At 31.4% G+C, this 19,829-nt stretch carries 17 protein-coding genes; 10 read left to right on the top strand and 7 right to left on the bottom strand.

The features are described 5' to 3' along the window. The first annotated feature begins 37 nt into the window (after positions 1 to 37). A complete protein-coding gene (locus AC9UFV_RS01225) occupies positions 38 to 862 on the top strand; it encodes a thymidylate synthase (protein WP_509571947.1) in 825 nt (274 codons plus the stop codon). On the opposite strand, the gene AC9UFV_RS01220 is transcribed toward AC9UFV_RS01225, so the two are convergent. From AC9UFV_RS01220 to AC9UFV_RS01200, 5 genes are all read right to left on the bottom strand, one after another. Then, positions 859 to 1,791, bottom strand: coding sequence for a carbohydrate kinase family protein (locus tag AC9UFV_RS01220; RefSeq protein ID WP_509571945.1), 933 nt, complete (start codon positions 1,789 to 1,791; stop codon positions 859 to 861). The two genes, AC9UFV_RS01225 and AC9UFV_RS01220, sit on opposite strands and share 4 nt — an antisense overlap. Beyond that, positions 1,792 to 2,967 (bottom strand): glycoside hydrolase 100 family protein, encoded by a 1,176-nt coding sequence (locus tag AC9UFV_RS01215; protein WP_509571943.1) that lies wholly within the window; start codon positions 2,965 to 2,967, stop codon positions 1,792 to 1,794. Then, the gene (locus AC9UFV_RS01210) at positions 2,964 to 4,352 is read right to left on the bottom strand and encodes an MFS transporter (RefSeq protein ID WP_509571941.1); all 1,389 of its coding nucleotides are present in this window, start codon (positions 4,350 to 4,352) and stop codon (positions 2,964 to 2,966) included. Before AC9UFV_RS01210 ends, AC9UFV_RS01215 begins: the two co-directional genes overlap by 4 nt. Beyond that, positions 4,349 to 4,708 (bottom strand): glutaredoxin family protein, encoded by a 360-nt coding sequence (locus tag AC9UFV_RS01205; protein ID WP_509571939.1) that lies wholly within the window; start codon positions 4,706 to 4,708, stop codon positions 4,349 to 4,351. The genes AC9UFV_RS01210 and AC9UFV_RS01205 overlap by 4 nt, the downstream gene beginning before the upstream one ends. A 77-nt stretch (positions 4,709 to 4,785) precedes the next feature. Beyond that, positions 4,786 to 7,209: a TonB-dependent receptor gene (locus AC9UFV_RS01200; protein WP_509571937.1), complete on the bottom strand. Its 2,424-nt coding sequence runs from the start codon at positions 7,207 to 7,209 to the stop codon at positions 4,786 to 4,788. Between the two features lie 156 nt (positions 7,210 to 7,365). On the opposite strand from AC9UFV_RS01200, the gene AC9UFV_RS01195 reads away from it, so the two are divergent. The 4 genes from AC9UFV_RS01195 to porT all read left to right on the top strand — a co-directional run bounded on the left by AC9UFV_RS01195 (position 7,366) and on the right by porT (position 10,437). Further along, positions 7,366 to 8,391, top strand: coding sequence for a LacI family DNA-binding transcriptional regulator (locus AC9UFV_RS01195; RefSeq protein ID WP_509572027.1), 1,026 nt, complete (start codon positions 7,366 to 7,368; stop codon positions 8,389 to 8,391). 78 nt (positions 8,392 to 8,469) lie between these two features. Beyond that, entirely contained in the window at positions 8,470 to 8,952 is a 483-nt protein-coding gene (locus AC9UFV_RS01190; protein ID WP_509571935.1) for a dihydrofolate reductase, read from the top strand. Between the two features lie 34 nt (positions 8,953 to 8,986). Continuing rightward, positions 8,987 to 9,718, top strand: a complete 732-nt coding sequence (ubiE, locus tag AC9UFV_RS01185) for a bifunctional demethylmenaquinone methyltransferase/2-methoxy-6-polyprenyl-1,4-benzoquinol methylase UbiE (protein WP_509571933.1) — start codon at positions 8,987 to 8,989, stop codon at positions 9,716 to 9,718. 14 nt (positions 9,719 to 9,732) lie between these two features. After that, positions 9,733 to 10,437, top strand: coding sequence for a type IX secretion/gliding motility protein PorT/SprT (gene porT, locus AC9UFV_RS01180; RefSeq protein ID WP_509571931.1), 705 nt, complete (start codon positions 9,733 to 9,735; stop codon positions 10,435 to 10,437). Positions 10,438 to 10,444: 7 nt separating this feature from the next. On the opposite strand, the gene AC9UFV_RS01175 is transcribed toward porT, so the two are convergent. Further along, complete coding sequence (locus AC9UFV_RS01175) at positions 10,445 to 11,167, bottom strand: TrmH family RNA methyltransferase (protein WP_509572025.1); 723 nt, start codon at positions 11,165 to 11,167, stop codon at positions 10,445 to 10,447. A 38-nt stretch (positions 11,168 to 11,205) separates the two neighbouring features. On the opposite strand from AC9UFV_RS01175, the gene tamL reads away from it, so the two are divergent. The 3 genes from tamL (at position 11,206) to accD (ending at position 15,804) form a co-directional block, all read left to right on the top strand. Further along, positions 11,206 to 13,761, top strand: coding sequence for a translocation and assembly module lipoprotein TamL (gene tamL / locus AC9UFV_RS01170; protein WP_509571929.1), 2,556 nt, complete (start codon positions 11,206 to 11,208; stop codon positions 13,759 to 13,761). 51 nt (positions 13,762 to 13,812) lie between these two features. Next, positions 13,813 to 14,880 (top strand): class II fructose-bisphosphate aldolase, encoded by a 1,068-nt coding sequence (fbaA, locus tag AC9UFV_RS01165; protein WP_509571927.1) that lies wholly within the window; start codon positions 13,813 to 13,815, stop codon positions 14,878 to 14,880. 69 nt (positions 14,881 to 14,949) lie between these two features. Further along, a complete protein-coding gene (gene accD / locus AC9UFV_RS01160) occupies positions 14,950 to 15,804 on the top strand; it encodes an acetyl-CoA carboxylase, carboxyltransferase subunit beta (protein ID WP_509571925.1) in 855 nt (284 codons plus the stop codon). Between the two features lie 62 nt (positions 15,805 to 15,866). On the opposite strand, the gene AC9UFV_RS01155 is transcribed toward accD, so the two are convergent. Beyond that, a complete protein-coding gene (locus tag AC9UFV_RS01155; protein WP_509571923.1) occupies positions 15,867 to 17,117 on the bottom strand; it encodes an ABC transporter permease in 1,251 nt (416 codons plus the stop codon). A 90-nt stretch (positions 17,118 to 17,207) separates the two neighbouring features. Between AC9UFV_RS01155 and purH the strand changes: the two genes are divergently transcribed. Both purH and AC9UFV_RS01145 read left to right on the top strand, forming a co-directional pair. After that, positions 17,208 to 18,734, top strand: coding sequence for a bifunctional phosphoribosylaminoimidazolecarboxamide formyltransferase/IMP cyclohydrolase (gene purH, locus AC9UFV_RS01150; protein ID WP_509571921.1), 1,527 nt, complete (start codon positions 17,208 to 17,210; stop codon positions 18,732 to 18,734). A gap of 55 nt (positions 18,735 to 18,789) precedes the next feature. Further along, a complete protein-coding gene (locus AC9UFV_RS01145; protein ID WP_509522130.1) occupies positions 18,790 to 19,818 on the top strand; it encodes a rod shape-determining protein in 1,029 nt (342 codons plus the stop codon). Positions 19,819 to 19,829: the final 11 nt, after the last annotated feature.

Here is a 19,829-nt window from a genome sequence, read left to right as displayed (position 1 = left end):
TTTTTTAAACTAAATTTTAAACAATAAAAAAAAGCTGATGAAGCAATATTTAGACTTAGTAAAACACGTATTAGAAAACGGAACTCAAAAAGGGGATCGAACAGGAACAGGAACAAAGAGTGTTTTTGGATACCAAATGCGTTTTGATTTAAGTGAAGGTTTTCCAATGGTTACTACCAAAAAATTGCATCTTAAATCAATAATTTATGAGTTGCTTTGGTTTTTAAAAGGAGAAACAAATATTGCCTATTTAAAAGAAAATGGCGTTAAAATTTGGGATGAATGGGCAAATGAAAATGGCGATTTAGGTCCTGTTTATGGTCACCAATGGCGCAATTGGAACAGTGAAGAAATTGATCAAATTTCAGAAATTATTGAAGCTTTGAAAACCAATCCAAATAGCCGCAGAATGCTAGTTTCAGCTTGGAATCCTAGTGTTTTACCAGATACCACAAAATCATTTGCGGAAAATGTAGCTAATGGAAAAGTTGCTTTACCTCCGTGTCATGCCTTTTTTCAATTTTATGTTTCTGAAGGTAAATTATCATGTCAATTGTATCAAAGAAGTGCCGATATCTTTTTAGGAGTTCCTTTTAATATCGCTTCTTATGCCTTATTGACAATGATGATTGCTCAAGTTTGTGATTTAAAAGTTGGTGAATTCATCCATACTTTTGGTGATGCACATATTTACAATAATCATTTTGAACAAGTAGAACTTCAGCTTTCTAGAGATACACGTCCACTTCCAAAAATGATTATCAATCCTGAGATAAAAAATATTTTCGACTTCAAATTTGAGGACTTCACTTTAGAAGGTTACGACCCACACCCTGCAATTCGAGGAGAAGTTGCGGTTTAAACTGCTGTAATTTCTTTTAAAATATCAATATTCTCAGGCAAAGTTCCAATATTTTGAAGTTTTATACTTGCTAATTTTTGAGCAATTGTAATACATTCATCAAAATCCATTTTATTCAATATTGCAAATAAAAATCCTGACCAAAAAGCGTCTCCTGCTCCGGTTACATCTTCAATATGGCCTAATTTTAACGCTTCTTGAAATAGTATTCCTGAATTGACATTTGATAATTTAACTCCGTTTTTACCCTTTGTTAAACAGATAGTAGAAACACCTAAATTATGGAAATAGTCAAAAATATATTCGTCTGATTTGAACTCATTAAATAGCCTGAAACAATCGTCATCACTAAGTTTAACTAATGGATCTAAACTTAAATATTCAGATAATACAGTAAGAGCTTCTTGTCTATCGTTCCATATTTTTTCAGAAAAATTAATATCAATACTTAATTGAAGTCCAAATTCTTTTGCTTTAATGGCTTTTTTTAAAATTGTACTTCTTGCCGGCTCCTTACTTAAAGCAAAACAAGTGGTATGAAATATCCTAGAATTTAAAAATAGTTCGTCAGGTAATTGACTTTCAATAATTTCAGAATCAGCGTTTCTAAAAGCTTTAAAATCGGGAGTTATAATAGATTTAGAAATATAAATTACTGAAGTTGTATTTGAACTTGAATTTCTATAAAAATTGGTATTTACTTTATTATCTATTAAAGTATCTAGAACAAATTGTCCTAAATTGTCATTTCCTCCGGTAGCAACAAGTATTGTATTAAGTCCTAAACGAGTTGTATTTAAAGCAACATTTGTTGGAGAACCTCCTAAAAAACGTTGAAAATTACTGTTGTTTTCAATAGAAGTAATTTGATCTCCTATAAAATCAACTATAACTTCCCCAATGCATATAATATCTATATTAGTATTCAATTATATTAAAAATTTAAAATTAGTATGTATACTTTGATGTAAAAAAACTGAAGCTGCGGCACTCCAAGCACAAAATGAAACTCCGTTTGGATCGCACGTCTCTGTATTAAAATTCTCAGAAAAACTATAGTTATTTATCCCATTTGCTTTATTAATTGCATTTAAAATTTGATTTGATTTTTCAATCTGGTTTTTTTGAATTAAGGCCAACCCATAAAACCCGTTTACCATCGGCCAACTCCCGCCATTATGAAATTCGTTTGGATAATTTCGGAATTCATATTTGCAATTATTTTTTAATAAATTCCAATCCAAATCGGTTGGTTTAATTGGTGGCCAAAAAGCAGGTATAAGTTGCAACTTAGTTTGGTTTACAATTTTCTCAAAAGATGTTAAAATCTCATTTTGAAAATCATCTTCTCCTAGATTTAAAATAAGTGCAAGAGAATTTGCGAAAGCATCAAATTGAGTTTTATATCCTGATGGGGAAAACGAACAAGGCATGTATCCTGAAAAATTCATTTCATTGTAAGCTTTATCGTGGTATTTTGGTTGGCGATTATTTGGAGTAAAATTAATTTCAATTTGAGAAATAATTTTATTTATTTTAGTTTCAATTTCGAGATTTTTTTGAAAATAATTATACGATTTTAATGCCCAAACTCTTAATAATTGATCGTATAAAACATAACCATCTGAAATATATTCATCAGCCCAATTTCCAGAAAGTGGCACATACATTAAATGTTGATTATTAAATTCCCATGCTTCTAAAAGGGAAAGGCATTTTTGAATTTTATTCTCATATTTCTTTAAAATTGATTCGTCTTTTTTAAAATATGCATATTGACATACACCAATAATAAACCATGTAACTGCATCAACTCTACCAGCTAAACCCCCATAACTTACCTCACTTCCGTTATCATTTACTAATACATTTGAAGGAATAGTTCCGTTTTTATGTTGGTTTAAAGCTAAAGTATTTAAGGTGTTTTCGAAGGTATTTATTAATTCGGCATTTCCAGAAGCTAAGGCTGCTAAACCACATATAACTCCATCCCTAGCCCAAACTCTTTTATAGTTGGACGTATTTTCTTTACTAGCAAGAAACCCTTCGGAAGAAGAACATTCTTGAAGCAATTCAATAGCTTTTAAATAACTCAAATTATTCATTGATCAATTTCTTCTTTTTCTTTATTATTAGTAATAAAAAGTGTGAAAATTCCACCAATTATTAGGAAAAAACCGCCTAACAAAACTACATTAACTGGGTTTTTACCCAATAAATCAAAAACAAAATATTGCATTGTGAAAATTTGAATAATCATTGGTATAACAATAAACATATTGAAGATACCCATGTAAACACCTATTTTACCTTTTGGAATTGAACCAGCTAATAATTGATAAGGCATTGCCAACATTGACGCCCATGCAATACCTAATCCAAAAGAATAAAGATAAATTGTACTTAAATGAATAGGTTCTCCAAATGGGTTCCAAAGCATACAAATAATTGATGTTTGATTTAAATATGGAATAGCTAGCAATCCAATTCCGCCAAGGGTTAAGGCAATAAAGTGAACTATTTTAGCACCTAATTTATTTGCCAATGGGATTAATGCAAATGCAGATAAAAAACAAATAATATTATAGGTTCCATTTAAATTTCCGGTTAACATTTGCGCCTTATTATAACCTATAGATGTTGCGTCTGAGGTATTGAAAAGTGAGACAGACAACGCTCCAGTAATATATTGCCAATAACAAAACATTGCGTACCAAGTAAAAAACTTTACCGGAATTAATTGTTTCATCGTTAATGGCATTTCAATAAAAGCCGTTTTGATATCATTGAAAATTCGGAGAAAAATATTGCCTTTTGCTTTTTCAATATGCATTTGTTGAAGTTCTTCGTCGGTTGGAGGAAATTCTTTAGTTGAAAATACAGTAATTAATATTGAAACTATTGCTGCAAATGAACCAATGAAAAAAGCCCAATAAGTATAGGTTGGAATTCCATTACTCATTTTATCGGTAATGGCTAAAAAACCAAAAGACACTAATATTGCAGGTGTAAAATTAGATAATGTGCTTCCTAAACCAGTGAAAAAACTTTGCATTAAAAACCCAATTGAGTATTGCTTACTTGGTAATTTATCTGCAACAAAAGCTCTATAAGGTTCCATAGCGATATTATTTGCAGCATCTAAAATCCAAAGTAAACTTGCTGCCATAAAAATGGAGCTAGAAAAAGGCATAGCAATTAATGCCACACTAGATATTAAGGCTCCAATAAGAAAAAATGGCTTTCTTCTTCCAAATTTTGGCGACCATGTTCCGTCACTTATTGCTCCGATAATAGGTTGAATAACCAAACCTGTTATTGGACCAGCAAGCCACAACATTGGCAAACTTGCCTCATCGGCACCTAAATATTTATATATGGCGCTCATATTACTTTGTTGCAAACCAAAACTAAATTGGATTCCAAAAAATCCGAAATTCATGTTCCAAATTTGCCAAAAATTGAGCTTTACCTTTTTGAAGTTTGTCATTTTGTTACTTTAATTAAAAATTCTTGAAAATCGGCGTTGTTAGTAAATATTTCTCCATATTTATCTACAACTGGAATTCCAAGATTATTGGTGCTAATATTAGCTTTTCTCAATTTATTTAGCATTTCTGAAAGTGCTGCTTTATCGGTATCAATATCATAGAAAACAAAATCTAATTTATTTTCTATCAATTTTTGCTTGGTTGCAACACAAAAATGACAATCGGCACTTCCGTAAACATAGATAACCTTCGTTGTTTTTTCTTTTGGTTTGTCATTATTTATATGCGTTTGAGCAACCAAATTAAATTGATTAAAAACCATAAAAAATAATAACAAAAAATAAAATTTTCTCATATTAAAATATATTAAAAACAATTCCCATACTATAAAAGTACAGGAATTGTTCTAACAAAAACAAAAATGAAATTTAATTAAAATTTATAAGACAAAGCCATAGAAATAGATCTTCCTGGGAATGGTCTTGCTCTTACATAATTTACAGTGTTTTCCGTAATACTTCCTTCTTCTACTTCAGTAATTGCTAAAGTATCAAGTAAGTTATTTCCAGAAATGTTTAATGATAAACCTTTAGTAATTCCTAATTCAACAAATCCGTTAATTAATACAAAACCATTCATTACTAATTGGTTGCTATCTTGAGCAAATGCTTGAGTTTGACCCATGAAGCTTAAACCAGCAGAATTAGTTTTTGAGAATTTGTAAGAAGGAATTAAATTATACATAAATTTAGGTTGTCTTCTTGGTGCATTTCCAGCATTAGAACCTGAAGTAATTTCCGCTTTAGTGTAAGTGAAACTTCCACGTAAATCAACATTGTTACTTACATTATAAGCTGATTCAACTTCCAAACCTAAAGATTTGTAGTTGTTTTGAATTACCATTGATGGGTTTGTAGCTTCAAAACCTGATTGTTCGTCAGTTTTAGCATAGAAAAAAGTTCCATAAACATATCCTCCTGAAAATTTATGTTTGTAACCTAATTCCGCTTGTGCTAAGTAATCTAAAGAATTGATTAAATCTCCATTTAAATAAGAAGCTGCTGGTCTTTCAAACAAAACACGATCCGCTTTTGCAGAAGCACCTCTACTATATCTTGCAAAAAATGATTGTGAGTTATTCAAAGCATAATTTGCTCCTACAGAATAGGAAACATAATTATAATCGTAGTTTACAGCTGTAGTATTTGCAGTATTTATTGAAGAAACACTAGTTTCTGGAGCGCTAATAATTCCATCGTTGTTAATGTCTATTGCAGATTGTGAGCTGCCAGCAAATGAACCTGTAACTTTACCCATATCGTAACGAATTCCACCTTCAATTGAAAGTTGCTCGTTCGCTTCAAATGATACATTTAAGTATGGAGCAGATACATCATATTGTGTATCGTAGTTTCTTGTACAACAATTTCCCCAAGCAGGAACTCCATAAGCATAAAGTCCATTTTGAGATAATAAATTTCCAGCCCCGTTTCTAACATTAATTAAACGAGCATTGTTATCTGAAACTTCTTGTAAATAAGAATTCCACATCCAAGACATTGAAATATTTTGGATAGATTTAAAATATCCCGCAGTTAAACCAATTTTATCGAAATTTTTTGAAATTTTTAAATCATTCATAAAGTTGTTGAAGTCATTTAATTGAGTATCAAACATGTGAATCCTTGCAACTAAACCATTTGGATTGTTAAATGCCGTTCCCGTATTTGCAAATGACAAAGTAGATCCTGCACCAAATGAACTTGCAATTGAAGCTGCTGTTCCTACTTCTGAAGGGAACGGAGAAATAAATCCACCTGAATTAGCTGTAAATCTTCCGTTTTCAGTAATTTTCCAACCATCTTCTAACTCGAAAGCGGCATTAATTCCGATAGATTTTGAAATTGGGTTCATTCCGTCAGCAACTTTACCTCTTCTAAGTTGACCATCAGGACCAATTCCAACATTGTGTGATAAAAATACTGTTTGTAACGCTCCTTTTGTAGCATTAAACCCTGAAATACTACCCCAGTTTGGATTAGCATTAGTTCCAGATACTTGAACTGGCATTGGCATGTAAGCTGCAGCTCTATCATCTAAAAATTTAGCATAAACAGTTACACTTCCTTTGTCAAACTCTTTTGTAAGATTAAATTTAGCTTGACCACCATTGTTTGCTGTAAAACCAGCTTGTCTAACTCCTTCACCAGATCTGTAGAAACCACCAGCATGGAAATATAATCCATCCCCAATTTTTGCTCCGTAATCTATGTCAGTTCTAAAATTATTGTAATCAAGACCAAAGCTAGTACTCATAGACCCGCCTTCAACTTTTCCCGTTTTACTAATAAAGTTGATTATACCTCCAGGAGAATTAGAAGATAAAATAGAAGCTGAACCTCCACGAATTGCTTCAACTTTAGCTACATTTCCATCAAATCTCGTAAAGATATCTGCTGTTGCAAATGCAATATCTCCAAATAAAAGTACTGGAAGACCGTCTTCCTGAATTTGTAAATATTTAGATCCACCTGATGAAATTGGCACACCACGAACAGCAATGTTAGCATTTCCTTCTCCACCAGTAGATTCTGAACGGATACCTGGAATACTTCTAAAAATTTCCGCAGTAGATCTAGGTGCCGATTGTTCAATTTGTTTAACTCCTAGAGTAGTGATTGAAACACTCGATTTAATTTTGGTTTTTGGATTTACAACACCCGTAACAAAAACTTCCTCAAGAGCATTTGTTTTGGTAGAATCCGCAACCACTTTAGCATTTTGTGAAAACATTGAATTGGCGAACATAATAGCCGACAATAATCCAAACCTTTTCAGTAAAGTAATTCTTTTCATAGTTTAAAATTATAAGATTAATAATTTATTGTTAATAGTATTACGAAATTAATTTTAATTTGAACTTATTTTTATGAATTTAAATCGAAAACGTTTTCGATTTAGCCGAAAACGTTTTCGATTTATTATTAATATTTTTTTATGATATTTGTAATTATGAAAGAAGCCACTTTAAAACAAATTGCAGAAACTTTAGGGATTTCGATTACCACCGTTTCGAAAGCCTTGAAGAATTATTCCGATGTCAGCCCAAACACAAAAAAAAGAGTTAATGAACTTGCAATAGAGCTTCAATATACTCCAAATAGTTTTGCAGTAAATTTAAGGACAAAAGAGTCTAAAACAATAGGACTGATAATTCCTGAAGTAGTTCATCACTTTTTTTCTAATGTGGTTAACGGAATTATTGCCGAGGCTGAAAAAAATGGTTATCTAGTAATTATACTTCAATCAAACGAATCTTTAGAATTAGAAAAAAAACAAGTTGAATTGTTAATCAATAAAAGAGTCGATGGTATCATAATGTCCCTTTCAAATGAATCCAATGATGACGAACATTTAAAAGAAATTATTAGACGAAAAATACCATTTGTGCAATTTGATAAAATCTCGAAATTAATTCCAAGCTCAAAAGTAATTATCAATGATCAAAATGCAGCTACTGAAGCGGTTCAACATTTAATTGATAATGGCTGTAAGAAAATAGCACACATTCGTGGACCGGTGAATCCCCAAAATGCGATTGATCGGTTTATTGGTTACAAAAGAGCTTTAGAAAAAAATGATATCCCATTTGATCCAAGTTTGATTTATACCTGCGAAAATGTAACTTTTGAGGAAGGATTAATTTTTGGAAAGAAAATTTTGGAAGACCATCCAGATGTAGATGGTATTTTTGTGATTACCGATTTAGTGGCTGTTGGAGTATTAACTTATTTCAATGAAAAGAAAATAAATGTACCAAAAGACATTGCAGTCATTGGTTTTAGCAATTGGTTTATGTCGAAAGTTATTACTCCAAGATTAAGCAGCGTGGACCAACCTAGTTATGAAATGGGAATTGTATCTTTTAATTTACTAATGGAAGAAATGCAATGTAGAAAGGAAGATATACCATTTAGCCCTAAAATAATCGAATTAAAAACACAAATAGTTCCTAGAGAATCAAGCATAAAAAATTAATAATTTTCCCAATTTTAATTTGCTTAATTGTAACTTTGTTTTTTTATTCAGACTTTACAATCTCTATACATTTTAATAATGAAAATACTTATTGCTGCGACTTCTTTAAATAATGCTCTTGGAAAAGACAATAAAATCATTTGGCATTTGCCAGATGACTTTAAGCGTTTCAAAGAACTTACTTCGGGGCATTACATTATAATGGGTAGAAAAACATTTGAGAGTTTCCCAAAACCGTTACCAAATAGAACTCACGTAGTAATTACGAGGCAAAAAAATTACTATCCAGAAGGTTGTATTGTAGTAAATAGTATCGAAGAAGCATTTTCAATTTGTCCAAAAAATGAAGATTCCTTCTTAATTGGCGGTGCAGAAATTTACGAATTAGGACTTCCTTATGTTGATAAAATTGAACTCACATTGATTAAAGACAACTTTGAAGCAGATGCGTTTTTACCTGATATTGATTTTTCAAAATGGGAATTAATTAAGGAAGAAAATCATCCTAAAGATGAAAAACATGCTCACGAATTTAGCTTTCAAACCTACCTTAAAAGATAATTAAATACTTACCTTTGCCTCAAAATAATTACTAATGTCAAAGAATATTACCCCTTATAAAGATTCAGAATTAGGTAAAAAAGAGCAAGTTGCACATATGTTTGATACCATTTCAGGAAATTATGATGGCTTGAATCGTGTTATTTCTTTTGGGATTGACATCAAATGGCGTAAAAAAGTATTGAAATTGGTTTCTGATAAAAATCCGAAAACTGTTTTAGATATTGCAACAGGAACAGGAGATTTGGCAATTTTGATGACCAATACCAGTGCTGAAAAAATTATAGGTCTGGATATTTCTGCAGGAATGTTAGAAGTAGGAAGAAATAAAATTAAAGCAAAAAATCTATCTGATAAAATTGAAATGATTTTAGCCGATTCCGAAAATATGCCTTTTGAAGACAATACTTTCGACGCAATTACGGTAGCATTTGGTGTTAGAAATTTCGAAAATCTTGACAAAGGCTTAACAGAAATCCTTCGTGTTTTAAAACCTGACGGGATATTTGTAATTTTAGAAACATCCGTTCCTGATAAAACTCCATACAAACAAGGCTATTCTTTTTATTCAAAAAATATTCTTCCTTTAATTGGAAAACTATTCTCAAAAGACAATTCTGCGTATCAATATTTATCAGAATCCGCCTCCGTTTTTCCTTATGGCGAAGCGTTGAACAATATTTTGAGAAAAATTGGGTTTATAGAGGTGAAATCTATGCCGCAAACATTTGGAGTTGCAACCATTTATTCTGCTTCAAAAAAATAATTTGGAATCATAAAATGAAAAAAATAATAATTCTATTATTAGTTCTATTTTCAAGTTTTGGATTTTCCCAAACCAAGGGAATGTTCAGTTATGATCCGTTATTAAACCTTGAAAATTTTGATAAAGCAAATGTATACTGGGGTTACTTTTTAGGTTTTAATTCTTATGGCTTCAAAATCGACTATAAAAGTTACCAAATGGTAGATGTTCAAGTGGAAAACACCTCCGGATTTAATGTTGGTCTTGTAGGAGACCTTAAGCTTCATGATTATATAAATTTACGATTTGAACCTGGATTATATTACACTCAAAGAAATCTAATGTTTCCTAATTTTACTAAACAATTGGATGCCTATAGAGAAGTAAAATCAACTTACATTCATTTGCCTTTATTGCTAAAATTCTCAGCATTAAGAACAGGAAATGTTCGTCCGTATTTAACAGCTGGGTTATCTAGAACTTTAAATTTAGGAAGTAATTCCAATTCTACGGATGACAATTTGCAACAGCGATTTAGAGTAAAATCTTGGACATCAAATTATGAATTAGGATTTGGAGTGGATCTGTATTTTGAATATTTCAAATTTTCTCCTTCAATTAGAGGAGTTTTCGGATTGGAAGATGAGTTAATTCGAGACAACGACCCAAATAGCCCTTGGACATCAAATATTGAATCAATGAAAACTAGGGCAATTATTATTAATTTTACTTTTCACTAAAGTACAATTACCTTCTAAATTCACTTAAAATAATTGCAGTTGCAGAAGCTACATTTAAGCTTTCTGTGAGTTGTAAATCTCCAAATCGAGGAATTGTCAGCCTGTTATTAATGCTATTTTCAATTTCTAAAGAAATTCCATTGGCTTCATTTCCCATAATTACAATAGCCTCTTTTGGAAGAATTTCTTTATAAACATTGGATCCATCCATAAAAGTACCAAAAATAGGCAAGGAAGTATTTTGCAGAAATAATTTCAAATTCACATAACTAACATTAACTCTTGAAATAGATCCCATTGTCGCTTGAACTACTTTTGGATTGTACAAATCTACGGTTTGCTCCGAGCAAATTACTTGAGAAATCCCAAACCAATCGCACAATCTTAATATAGTACCTAAATTTCCTGGATCACGGATATCGTCTAAAGCTAAAATTATACCTTTTTCAATTATTGGCGTTGCGAGGGGTATTTTAAAAACCGCCAAAGTGTTATTTGGAGTAGATAATGCACTTATTTTCTTTAAATCTGTTTCGGATACAATTGATTTCAATTTTGGATTAACCTCATCAAATAAAGGTTCAGTGCAATACAAATGTTCTAATATAAAGTTGGAATTCAGCAATTCCTGAATTACTTTTACACCTTCAGCAATGAATAATTGATTTGCAATTCTATTTTTTTTTAGATGCAAACTCGATATAAACTTTATTTGGTTTTTACTAACCATAGAAATAATGTACTTTTGAATTAAATATTTCACATCCTTTGAGAAACCAGACCACAAAAATATCATTATTTATTCTAATTGTAGTAATTATCTCTGCTTGTAATTCTTTGCGAAGAGTTCCAAATGGGAAACTACTACTTACTAAGAATGAAATATTAGTTGATGGGAAGAAAGAAAGCAATGAAGATGTAACCAATCAATTGTATCAAAAACCAAATAGCTCATTACTAGGTTATCGCTTAAGATTGAATATTTTTAACTTGGCATCGCCAAATCCTGATTCCATTTATAAGGCAAAATTTATAAAAAATCCCGAAAAATATTCTGCGATGGCTAAATGGCTTTCGAAAAAACAAGTAGATCGCTTAGGCAATTCCTTTTATTATTCTGGAATACATAGTTTTCTAAAAAAAACAGGAGAAGCGCCTGTAATTTTGGATCAGAAAAGTACCGATCGCTCCCTTTCAAGATTGCAGTCCTATTATTTTGACAAAGGATATTTTAATATTAAAGGAGAATATAAAATTGATAGTATTAATAATAAAAAAGCATTTGTAAAATACAACATTACTAAAGGGAAACCCTTTACTTTAGACACCATAAATATAAATATTAAAACTCCTGTTTTGGATTCGTTATACAAAACAAATAAAGAGTTGGCCTTTTTAAAATCGGGAAAACAATACAACAAATTAGATTTTGATGCTGAAAGAAATAGGATTACTGCTCATTTTAGAAATAATGGCGCGTACTATTTTCAACAAAATTATATTAATTATTCAATAGATACATTAAATTCTAGTAGCAAGGCAAATATTGATCTAAATATTGAAAATCAAGCAATTAGAGTTGGTGATTCAACCAAAATAATTCCTTTCAAATTGTATAAAATCAGTGATGTTAATATTTACACAGACAACCTGACTTCAAAAACAAATTCCACTATTTTAGATAGTGTTTCCTTTAATAATTTCAATTTATATAGTGTTTCTAAATTAAAATTCAGACCAAAAGCTATTACAGATGCCGTTTTTATTTCAAAAGGAAGTACATTTTCTGATACAAAAACTACTTTAACTTCTAGATCATTAGGTGGATTAAGGGTTTTCAACTATCCATTAATTCAATACTTAGTTGATCCAAAAGATGCAAACTCATTAATTGCAAATATCTATTTATCGCCGAGACCAAAATTAAGTTTTGGTTACGATTTTGACTTTACCCATTCAACAATTCAAGATATCGGGATAACAGCAAGTACAGCGGTTTCAATTAGAAATATTTTTCGAGGTGCCGAAACATTAGAAATATCTGCAAGAGGAAATATAGGTTCCTCAAAAGAAGTAGCAAAAATAAATAATAGTTTTTTCAATGTTTCAGAGTATGGTTTTGATATCAAACTACATCTGCCAAGTGTTTTTTTTCCAATTAAAACAGACAGAATAATTCCTAAAACGATGTTGCCATTTACCAGTCTCGCCGTTGGGTATATTAAACAAGAAAATATAGGTTTAGATAAACAAAACTTTACAAGTTCGCTAAATTATAATTGGAATCCAAGAGAAAGTGTAAAAGCTAGATTAGAGTTGTTGAACATTCAATTTGTAAAAAATGTAAATACAAGTAACTATTTTAATATCTATAAATCATCGTATTTCGTTCTAAATTCAATCGCTCAAAATGCAAGTTATGGAGTAAACCCAAATTATTTTAATAGCAATCAAGAGTTGATAATTGAAGGCGGTACAAATGGCTTTACTAACGATGTTTTAGGTCAAAACCCAACTGTTATTCCAACTCCTGAGGATTTCAAAACTATTCGAAGTATTGAAGAAAGAAGAAGGCGATTGACAGAAAATGATTTGATAGTTTCAACAAGTTATAATTATTCCGAGAATACAAAAAAAGATCAAAACGATAACGATTTTATGATTTTTAGAGGAAAAATTGAATCTGCTGGAAACTTATTGTCATTACTTGCAAGAGCCTCAAAGCAATTAAATAATCAAGAAAGTACAACTAAATTTTTTGAAGTAGAATACTCTCAATATTTTAAAGTAGAAGGTGAATTTATAAAATTATGGGATTTGCATAGAAAGAGAATTTTGGCAATTAGATCATTTGCTGGAGTTGCAATTCCTTATGGGAATTCAACTAACATTCCTTTTTCACGAAGTTATTTTGCTGGAGGAACCAACGATAATAGAGCATGGCAATCTTATGGTTTAGGTCCTGGGGCGAGTGGAGGAATCAATGATTTTAATGAAGCCAATTTAAAATTAGCGCTAAGCGCGGAACTTCGTTTCAACATTTTTGGACAATTAAATGGAGCTCTATTTGTGGATGCAGGTAATATTTGGAATGTACTTGACAATGTTGAAGATGAAAAATATGTATTTAGGAATTTAAATTCATTAAAAAACAGTGCTATTGGTTCAGGAATCGGTTTCCGATATGATTTTAATTTTTTTATTGTGCGAATGGATTTAGGATTTAAAACCTATAATCCTGCAGAAGTAGAAGGTAGAAAATGGTTTAAAGATTATAATTTAGAAAAATCTGTAATAAATATTGGAATTAATTATCCATTCTAATTTTATAAATTATTAATTTTGCCAGCTAATAAATAATAAAACAACACATAAATGTCACACAACATCAAAGCTGGAGTTGCAACTGGCGATTCAGTCCAAGCAATTTTTAGCTATGCAAAAGAAAAAGGATTTGCACTTCCTGCAATAAATGTAACTGGTTCAAGTACGGTAAATGGAGTTTTAGAAACTGCAGCAAAATTAAAAGCACCTGTAATTATTCAATTTTCAAATGGTGGATGTATTTTTAATGCTGGAAAAGGGTTGTCTAACGCAAATGAAAAAGCTGCTATTTTAGGTGGAATTGCTGGAGCGAAACACGTACATACCTTAGCAGAAGCATACGGAGCTACCGTAATTCTTCATACTGATCACTGTGCAAAAAAATTATTGCCTTGGATTGATGGTTTGTTGGACGCAAGTGAAGTTCATTTTGCTGAAACTGGAAAACCACTTTATAGTTCTCATATGATCGATTTATCTGAAGAACCAATTGAAGAAAATATTGAAATTTGCAAAACTTATTTAGCTAGAATGAGCAAAATGGGGATGACATTAGAAATTGAACTTGGAATTACAGGTGGAGAAGAAGATGGAGTTGACAATTCTGATGTTGATAGTTCAAAATTATATACACAACCGTCAGAAGTGGCGTATGCTTACGAAGAATTATTGAAAGTGAGTCCGCGTTTTACAATTGCAGCTTCTTTTGGTAATGTTCACGGTGTTTACAAACCAGGAAATGTAAAATTAACTCCTAAAATCTTGAAAAATTCTCAAGATTACGTTCAGGAAAAATTCAATACAGGAAATAATCCAGTAGATTTTGTATTTCATGGAGGTTCAGGATCTACATTAGAAGAAATCAGAGAGGCTATAGGTTATGGCGTTGTGAAAATGAATATTGATACCGATTTACAATTTGCTTACACTGAAGGAATTCGTGATTATGTAGTTAATAATATTGATTACTTAAAAACACAAATCGGAAATCCAGAAGGGGCAGATCAACCAAATAAAAAATATTACGATCCTAGAAAATGGGTTCGTGAAGGGGAAATGACATTCAACGCGAGATTAGAACAAGCTTTCGCAGATTTGAATAACGTGAATACTTTATAGTTGATAGTTGTCGGTTCGATCCGATTACTAACAACCATCAATCATTAACCATTAACAAAAATATAAATTATGTCTTGGTTTAAAAGAACAGAAAAAGGAATTACTACACCAACAGAGGACAAGAAAGATGTTCCTAAAGGATTGTGGTATAAATCTCCAACAGGAAAAATTATTGATGCTGAAGAATTAGCAAGAAACCTTTGGGTAAGCCCTGAAGACGGATTTCATGTTAGAATTGGAAGTAAAGAATATTTCGAGATATTATTCGACAATAATGAATTTAAGGAATTAGATGCTAAAATGACATCGAAAGATCCTTTGAATTTTGTGGATACTAAAAAATATTCTGAGCGACTAAAAGACGCAATGGAAAAAACCAAATTAAAAGATGCAGTTCGAACAGGTGTTGGAAAATCTAAAGGAAATAACTTAGTGGTTTGCTGTATGGATTTTGCTTTTATTGGAGGTTCTATGGGAGCTGTTGTTGGAGAAAAAATTGCACGTGGAATAGATTATTCTATCAAAAATAAAATTCCTTTTGTAATGATTTCAAAATCTGGAGGAGCTAGAATGATGGAAGCAGCTTATTCTTTGATGCAATTGGCAAAAACATCTGCAAAATTAGCGCAATTAGCTGAAGCTGGAATACCTTATATTTCATTGTGCACCGATCCAACTACTGGAGGAACAACTGCTTCTTATGCCATGCTAGGTGACATTAATATTTCTGAGCCAGGTGCTTTAATTGGATTTGCTGGACCTAGAGTAGTGAGAGATACAACAGGTAAAGATTTGCCTGAAGGATTTCAAACTGCAGAATTCTTATTGGAACATGGTTTCTTAGATTTTATAGTTCCAAGAAAAGAATTAAAAGATAAAATTAATTTATATATAGATTTGATTTTAAATCAAGAAGTAAGATAATTTATTATCATATAGACATAAAAAAACTCAAAGTTATCTTTGAGTTTTTTTATATTCGCTATTTACATCCCTGTTCGAATGGCTTCAACAGGATCTAATTTAGAAGCTGAAATGGCTGGTAAAATTCCTGAAATCAAACCGATTACAGCCGCTAATCCTGTTCCTAAAATTATATTACCAACTCCTAAAACAAATTCAAAATCCAAGGCATTGGTCAAAATAATAGAAATAATCCAAACTAAAATTAATCCGATTAAACCACCAATAACTGAAAGAATAACGGCTTCAAATAAAAATTGAAATAAAATAAAACGGTTTTTTGCTCCTAATGATTTCTGAATTCCAATTAAATTGGTTCGTTCTTTTACAGAAACAAACATAATATTGGCAATTCCAAAACCACCAACTAATAAAGAGAAACAACTGATAATCCAACCTACAATATTCATTTTAGAAATAATGCCGTCCAATAAATCAGTAAAACCGGACAGCACGTTGATGAAAAAGTTATCTATTTCACCCGTTTTCATTCCACGATAATTTCTTAATTTCTGAGTTAATTCCGCTTTATAAGCTTCCATATCGATCCCTTTTTCAGGTTTAATTACGATAACTGGAGTCATTGAATCGTTGTTATCACCGTATAATCTTCTAAGAAAATTTACAGGAATATATACCGAAGTGTCGTCACTTTCTCCAAAAATTCCTTCCCCTTGTTTTTTCAATACACCTACAACTGTAAATTTTTGTCCGTACATTCTAATATTTTTCCCAATAGGATCAGTGCCTTCAAAAAGACCTTTAGCGACTTCATTTCCCAATACAATTAGCGCAGCTCCCGAATTGGCTTCTGCTTCATTATAAAATCGGCCCTCTTGAAATTCTAAACCTTGAATGTCAATTATTTCATGAGAAACTGGAAAAACATTAACATCACTTACAATATTTGCCTCATATTTTAAGGATTGACTTGCGGTAAACATTTGATAACACATTTCCTTAGTATTATTCATCGAAGATTTTAAATACTCGTATTCATCGTACTTTACATTTGGAAACTGCTCTCTTTTCCATTGTGGAATTTCTGAAGGTCCGAATGAAAAACGCATCAAGTAAATGGTGTTTTTATCCAAAGTACTTAAATCTTTTTTGATTTTTCTATCCAATGAGTCTACAGCAGCGAGAACTGCAATAATGGAAAAAATTCCAATTGTAACTCCTAATAATGAAAGTAAAGTTCGCAATTTATTGTTTCGCAGTGCATTCATTGCAAAACTGAAACTCTCTTTTAACAATCGAAAATAAACAATCATGGCTTTAATTTAGTAGTGTAAAATTCACTATTATTTTATGAAAAACCTAATAAAATAACTATTTTTGCACTTTTAAATCTAACTACAACAATGAACACTACAAAAAAAATCCAATCAGCTTTAATTTCAGTTTTTTCAAAAGACGGATTAGAACCAATTGTTAGAAAATTACACGAACAAAATGTTACGTTTTACTCCACTGGAGGAACTGAAGATTTTATTAAAAACCTTGGAATTCCTGTTGTTCCTGTTGAAGATGTCACATCATATCCTTCAATTTTAGGTGGCCGAGTGAAAACATTACACCCAAAAATATTTGGTGGTATTTTAAATCGCCAAGACAACGAAAGTGATGTTCAACAAATGCAAGAATTTGAAATTCCTCAAATTGATTTAGTGATTGTAGATTTATATCCATTTGAAAAAACAGTTGCTTCAGGAGCTTCAGAAGCAGACAGTATTGAAAAAATTGATATTGGTGGGATTTCGTTAATTCGTGCTGCTGCAAAAAATTTCAAAGACACCGTAATCGTGGCTTCTGTAAATGAATACAGCTCACTTTTAGATACAATTACAACTCAAGATGGCGCAACAACATTAGAAGATAGAAAATTATTTGCTACTAAAGCATTCCATGTTTCTTCGAATTATGATACTGCCATTTTTAATTATTTCAATACTGACGAAACGTATTACAAACAAAGTATTGCCAACGGACAAATTTTAAGATACGGTGAAAACCCTCATCAAAAAGGGTACTTCTTCGGCGATTTTGATGCGATGTTCACTAAATTACACGGTAAAGAATTATCGTATAATAATTTATTAGATGTTGATGCTGCTGTAAATTTAATATTAGAATTTAAAAATGAAGATCCGACATTTGCTATATTAAAACACAATAATGCTTGTGGTTTAGCAACAAGAAAGTCGATGAAAGACGCTTATTTAACTGCTTTGGCTTGCGATCCAACATCTGCTTTTGGGGGAGTATTAATTGCCAATGGAAAAATTGATGTCGCTACTGCAAATGAAATTAATTCGTTATTTTGTGAAGTTGTAATCGCCCCAAGTTATGACGAAGAAGCAATCACTATTTTAGAACAAAAGAAAAACAGAATAATTTTAGTACAAAACGATGTTGAATTGCCAAAAACACAAGTTAGAACTTGTTTGAACGGACTTCTAGTACAAGATAAAAATAACATCACCGATTCAAAATCAGATTTAAAAACAGTAACAATTACTGAACCAACATCACAAGAAATTGATGATTTGATTTTTGCATCAAAAATTTGTAAAAACACAAAATCAAATACGATTGTTTTTGCAAAAAATGGAACTTTAATTTCATCTGGAACTGGACAAACCTCAAGAGTGGACGCTTTAAAACAAGCAATTGAAAAAGCAGCTACTTTTGGATTTGATTTACACGGAGCGGTAATGGCAAGTGATGCTTTCTTTCCATTTCCTGATTGTGTAGAAATTGCAAATCAAGCTGGAATCAAAGCAGTAATTCAGCCTGGAGGTTCAATAAAAGATGATTTAAGTATCGATTATTGCAATGAAAATAAAATTGCAATGGTATTTACAGGAACACGTCATTTTAAACATTAATTTGTTTAACTTTGTAAATAATTTATTTTAAACTTAACTAACCCTTAACTGACTTATGGGATTTTTTGATTTCATGACCGAGGATATCGCAATCGACCTTGGTACCGCAAACACATTAATCATTCACAATGGAAAAGTTGTAATTGATTCGCCATCTATTGTTGCTCGTGATAGAATTACGGGTAAAATTATTGCCGTTGGTAAAGAGGCAAATTTGATGCAAGGTAAAACCCATGAAAACATTAAAACTATTCGACCGTTAAAGGATGGGGTTATTGCAGATTTTGATGCATCTGAGAAAATGATCAGCATGTTTATCAAAAGTATTCCTGCATTGAAAAAAAGAATGTTCACGCCTGCTCTTCGCATGGTTGTTTGTATTCCATCTGGAATTACAGAAGTGGAAATGCGTGCTGTAAAAGAATCTTGTGAAAGAGTAAATGGAAAAGAAGTTTACTTAATTCACGAACCTATGGCTGCGGCAATTGGTATTGGAATTGATATTATGCAACCTAAAGGAAACATGATTGTAGATATTGGGGGTGGTACAACCGAAATTGCAGTTATAGCACTTGGCGGAATAGTATGCGATAAATCAGTAAAAATTGCAGGAGATGTTTTTACCAATGATATTATTTATTACATGCGTACCCAACACAACTTATTTGTTGGTGAAAGTACCGCTGAAAAAATTAAAATAGAAATTGGAGCGGCAATTGAAGATTTAGAAACTCCACCAGACGATTATTCTGTTCAAGGTCGTGATTTATTAACTGGAAAACCAAAACAAGTAGTGGTTTCTTACAGAGAAATTGCAAAAGCATTAGACAAATCTATTCAGAGAATTGAAGATGCTGTAATGGAAACTTTATCTCAAACTCCTCCTGAGTTAGCTGCCGATATTTACAACACTGGTATATATTTAGCCGGTGGTGGATCGATGTTAAGAGGTTTGGATAAGAGAATTTCTCAAAAAACAGATTTACCAGTTTACATTGCTGAAGATCCATTAAGAGCAGTAGTTCGTGGAACAGGAATGGCATTAAAAGAAATTCCAAGATTTAGAAGTATTTTAATAAAATAATAGGCATAATA

This window comes from Flavobacterium sp., assembly GCF_044349645.1.
Classification (GTDB): domain Bacteria; phylum Bacteroidota; class Bacteroidia; order Flavobacteriales; family Flavobacteriaceae; genus Flavobacterium.
Note: the sequence above shows the minus strand (reverse complement) of the source record. Positions and strands in the feature narration are given on the sequence as shown.

Bases quoted from the DNA above. Each gene is read 5' to 3' on its own strand.
- AC9UFV_RS01210 (WP_509571941.1), bottom strand. From the start codon at position 4,352: ATGACAAACTTCAAAAAGGTAAAGCTCAATTTTTGGCAAATTTGGAAC.
- AC9UFV_RS01145 (WP_509522130.1), top strand. From the start codon at position 18,790: ATGGGATTTTTTGATTTCATGACCGAGGATATCGCAATCGACCTTGGT.
- AC9UFV_RS01205 (WP_509571939.1), bottom strand. From the start codon at position 4,708: ATGAGAAAATTTTATTTTTTGTTATTATTTTTTATGGTTTTTAATCAA.
- purH (WP_509571921.1), top strand. From the start codon at position 17,208: ATGAACACTACAAAAAAAATCCAATCAGCTTTAATTTCAGTTTTTTCA.
- fbaA (WP_509571927.1), top strand. From the start codon at position 13,813: ATGTCACACAACATCAAAGCTGGAGTTGCAACTGGCGATTCAGTCCAA.
- AC9UFV_RS01175 (WP_509572025.1), bottom strand. From the start codon at position 11,167: ATGGTTAGTAAAAACCAAATAAAGTTTATATCGAGTTTGCATCTAAAA.
- AC9UFV_RS01195 (WP_509572027.1), top strand. From the start codon at position 7,366: ATGAAAGAAGCCACTTTAAAACAAATTGCAGAAACTTTAGGGATTTCG.
- AC9UFV_RS01155 (WP_509571923.1), bottom strand. From the start codon at position 17,117: ATGATTGTTTATTTTCGATTGTTAAAAGAGAGTTTCAGTTTTGCAATG.
- porT (WP_509571931.1), top strand. From the start codon at position 9,733: ATGAAAAAAATAATAATTCTATTATTAGTTCTATTTTCAAGTTTTGGA.
- AC9UFV_RS01215 (WP_509571943.1), bottom strand. From the start codon at position 2,967: ATGAATAATTTGAGTTATTTAAAAGCTATTGAATTGCTTCAAGAATGT.
- AC9UFV_RS01190 (WP_509571935.1), top strand. From the start codon at position 8,470: ATGAAAATACTTATTGCTGCGACTTCTTTAAATAATGCTCTTGGAAAA.
- AC9UFV_RS01225 (WP_509571947.1), top strand. From the start codon at position 38: ATGAAGCAATATTTAGACTTAGTAAAACACGTATTAGAAAACGGAACT.
- ubiE (WP_509571933.1), top strand. From the start codon at position 8,987: ATGTCAAAGAATATTACCCCTTATAAAGATTCAGAATTAGGTAAAAAA.
- accD (WP_509571925.1), top strand. From the start codon at position 14,950: ATGTCTTGGTTTAAAAGAACAGAAAAAGGAATTACTACACCAACAGAG.
- AC9UFV_RS01200 (WP_509571937.1), bottom strand. From the start codon at position 7,209: ATGAAAAGAATTACTTTACTGAAAAGGTTTGGATTATTGTCGGCTATT.